Origin of the sequence: Aquincola tertiaricarbonis (assembly GCF_000969605.1) — a bacterium.
Lineage (GTDB): Bacteria > Pseudomonadota > Gammaproteobacteria > Burkholderiales > Burkholderiaceae_C > Aquincola > Aquincola tertiaricarbonis.
The window spans coordinates 1-2,586 of record NZ_JZUE01000066.1 but is presented as its reverse complement, the minus strand read 5'-3'; the positions used below and the strand labels follow the sequence as shown (position 1 = coordinate 2,586).

Annotated in this window: 3 protein-coding genes; all 3 read right to left on the bottom strand. The window is 63.2% G+C overall.

What is annotated here, in order from left to right; genetic code table 11:
• Positions 1-374 precede the first annotated feature (374 nt).
• The 3 genes from VO99_RS29990 to VO99_RS27390 all read right to left on the bottom strand — a co-directional run bounded on the left by VO99_RS29990 (position 375) and on the right by VO99_RS27390 (position 2,502).
• Entirely contained in the window at positions 375-1,517 is a 1,143-nt protein-coding gene (locus tag VO99_RS29990; RefSeq protein WP_083441008.1) for an IS110 family RNA-guided transposase, read from the bottom strand.
• A gap of 218 nt (positions 1,518-1,735) precedes the next feature.
• Positions 1,736-2,089, bottom strand: a complete 354-nt coding sequence (locus VO99_RS27395) for a DUF932 domain-containing protein (RefSeq protein ID WP_310733679.1) — start codon at positions 2,087-2,089, stop codon at positions 1,736-1,738.
• 11 nt (positions 2,090-2,100) lie between these two features.
• On the bottom strand, positions 2,101-2,502 hold the full coding sequence (locus VO99_RS27390; RefSeq protein ID WP_046116142.1) for a single-stranded DNA-binding protein: 402 nt from the start codon (positions 2,500-2,502) through the stop codon (positions 2,101-2,103).
• Between the last annotated feature and the right edge of the window lie 84 nt (positions 2,503-2,586).

The window sequence follows — 2,586 nt, the reverse complement described above, 5'->3', positions numbered from 1 at the left end:
TACCGGAACAGCCCTGCAAGCATCTGGTACGGGCTGACGCCGTCATGGCTTCTATGAGGGACCTCCTGTCAATGCCGCCAGTTACGGGGGCCTCGGTTGTGCGCACACCAATCGTGGGTCAGAGACCTTCATCAGATCGAGACTGAGCTGGATCCAACTTCTATCCGTGTGGGCCACCGCCCACACCAAATGCCGCATGCGTGCCAGGCGCGCTGGCAAGTCTCCAGTTACCGATGCGCCCCTTCTGTTTGATCGGCCACTGGTAAGCAGTGGCCCGCCACGACGCCGGGCGCATCGACCCATGATCAACTTTCTGCAACTGCCCACTTGAGGCTATCGATTCAGGCTTTGAGGTTCATCACAAAGGTCACCGTTCAAGAAGATTGCGGCGCAGTTTTTAGCCGTGCCCCGAGCGGGACTTCGCCGTTTTGGAGGAACCGCCACATTGCGATCGCTATTCGGCGCGCGAGCGCCACAATGCCAACGCGGCGCATGCGCGCACCCGCGTGTGCGAACCGTCGTTTGAACCAGAGCGTCAGCCCGCTGTCGGGTTGCCGGCGCAGCCAGCCCCAAGCCAGTTCCACGAGTAAGGCCCGCACGCGTTTGTTTCCTACCTTGCTGATGCCCTGCTCCGTCTGGCTGTCGCCGCTGGCATAGGGAGTAGGCGCCAGTCCGAGGCAGCCAGCAAGCTCCCGCCGATTCGCAAATCGTCGCCAGCCGAATACCTCGTGCACGAGCACCCAGGCACCTTTTGGACCAATCGCTCCAAGGCGCGCGAGCTGCGCAACCATGGGGTGCTGACCGTCAGCGAGCTCATGCCGACGCGCCAGCTCGATCGCTCGAATCTGGTCTTTGACCAGCTTAAGTCGAGCGATCTCGCGCTCGATTTCTTGGCGCAGCTTTAAAGGGATCTGTCCGTTGTACTTGTCCCACCAGCCTTGCCAGTCGCGCCCGACGACGATGACCTCCGGCCGCAGGTTGTGAAGCAACAGCAGCGCGCGAATGCGATTGATGTGTGACGTTCGCTCGTGCATCAGCCGTTGCAGTTCGCGGTGCACGCGGCGGGCGTCCTCATCTTGCTCGGTAGGCTCGCGCAGTATGGACCACACGTGTTCGCCGCTGTGATGGCGTAAGAGCATCGTTCGCAGCTTCTCAGCGTCGAGTCGGTCGGTTTTGGCTCGACGCGCTCGCCGGTTGACCTCGATGCTCGAGGCGTCGACAACGATGTTGTCCACGCCCACTTGAGTGAGCCGGCGGTGCAGCCACCAGCCGTCGCGTCCTGCCTCGTAGCAACTGTGTACCGAAGCATCATGCGGCGTCTTCAGTCGCGCGCGCGTCGTCTCAATACACTTTGCGACGGCCTCCACTTCGCCTGCAGCGACGTCGTAGCGGCTCGCGCGGTGGTGACCGTCGCCGATGCTCAGCTTCCAGCGCTTGTCGCCGAGCTCGAGGCTCATGAACAGATCGTCCGGATGCGCCGCATGCTCGTCGCAAGGCAATGATTCAATTGATCTCATTTCCAGGCTCCTTTCGGATCAGAGTTGCGGGACGCACGTTGTAGCCCAAACGAAACGTGCGTGGCAATTGGCCGATTGACCGTGTCAAGGTAGGACGCAGCCGGGCAAGCAAACGTTAATACTGTCGAACGGCTGCACACGATGCCTATGGTCGAAATCGACGACAGCAGTATTGCGGTTCACCGCGACGTCTGAGTCTCCAGGTTCGGCTGCTCTGTTCAACCTCCATAGCATCTGTTGATCAGGATGATCTCCTGCGCTTCGTCCCGCCGGTTCGGCTCGCCGTGGCGCAGGCGGATCAGGTGCTTGGTGTAGTCAGCCTTGCCTGCGACGCGGCTGGCACCCTGGGCCACCATCACCGGGCGGAAGTTCTCCTTCTGCAGCCCCCGCAGCACCTCGATGGTGGGGATGTAGCTGTAGCGCTCCGACCGGCTGGCGTGTTTGCCGGTGGCGAAGATGGACGGCGCGACCTGGCGCATCTGGTCTTCGGCCAGGCCGCTGTCCTGGCGCAGCACACGGGTGCCGTAGGCGAAGCGGGTGGTCAGGGACGGGGTGGCGTGAATCGTTTGCATGGTGGTCTCCTTCAGCGGGTGGCCTGGGCCTGGTCCATCTCGGCGACAAACGCCTGGCGTTCGCGCCGGGCCTCGGCTTCGGCCTTGCTGTCCAGGAAATCGATCTCCTCGGCGGTGAAGACAAAGGTGTGCACGGTGTGGCCGTCGGTGGCCACATAGCTGTGGTTGTGCAGGTGACCGACCACGTTGACGTGGCTCCCGCGGCCGAGGTACTTGGCAGCGTGTTCGGCCAGCGCACCCCACACCGTCCAGCGGATGGCCACCGGCGGGTCCTGCTTGTCCTTGCCACGCCGGCGCTGGCTGAGCGCGGTCAGGGTGGCGCGGGCCCGGGGGCCGTCGGAGGTGGGAATGTGGTCGAGCTGCACCGGGCCGGCGAGGTGGGCATGGCGCTGGATGATCTGGACGGGGGACATGGCAGGCTCCTTCGTGTGAAGGCATCGCTCGTCACCCGGGCTGGGTGGCTTCCATAGCTGATCCCTTCATTCGGACCTTCCTCG

Coding starts and splice junctions, on each gene's coding strand:
- VO99_RS29990 (WP_083441008.1), bottom strand. CDS start 1,517: ATGAGATCAATTGAATCATTGCCTTGCGACGAGCATGCGGCGCATCCG.
- VO99_RS27395 (WP_310733679.1), bottom strand. CDS start 2,089: ATGCAAACGATTCACGCCACCCCGTCCCTGACCACCCGCTTCGCCTAC.
- VO99_RS27390 (WP_046116142.1), bottom strand. CDS start 2,502: ATGTCCCCCGTCCAGATCATCCAGCGCCATGCCCACCTCGCCGGCCCG.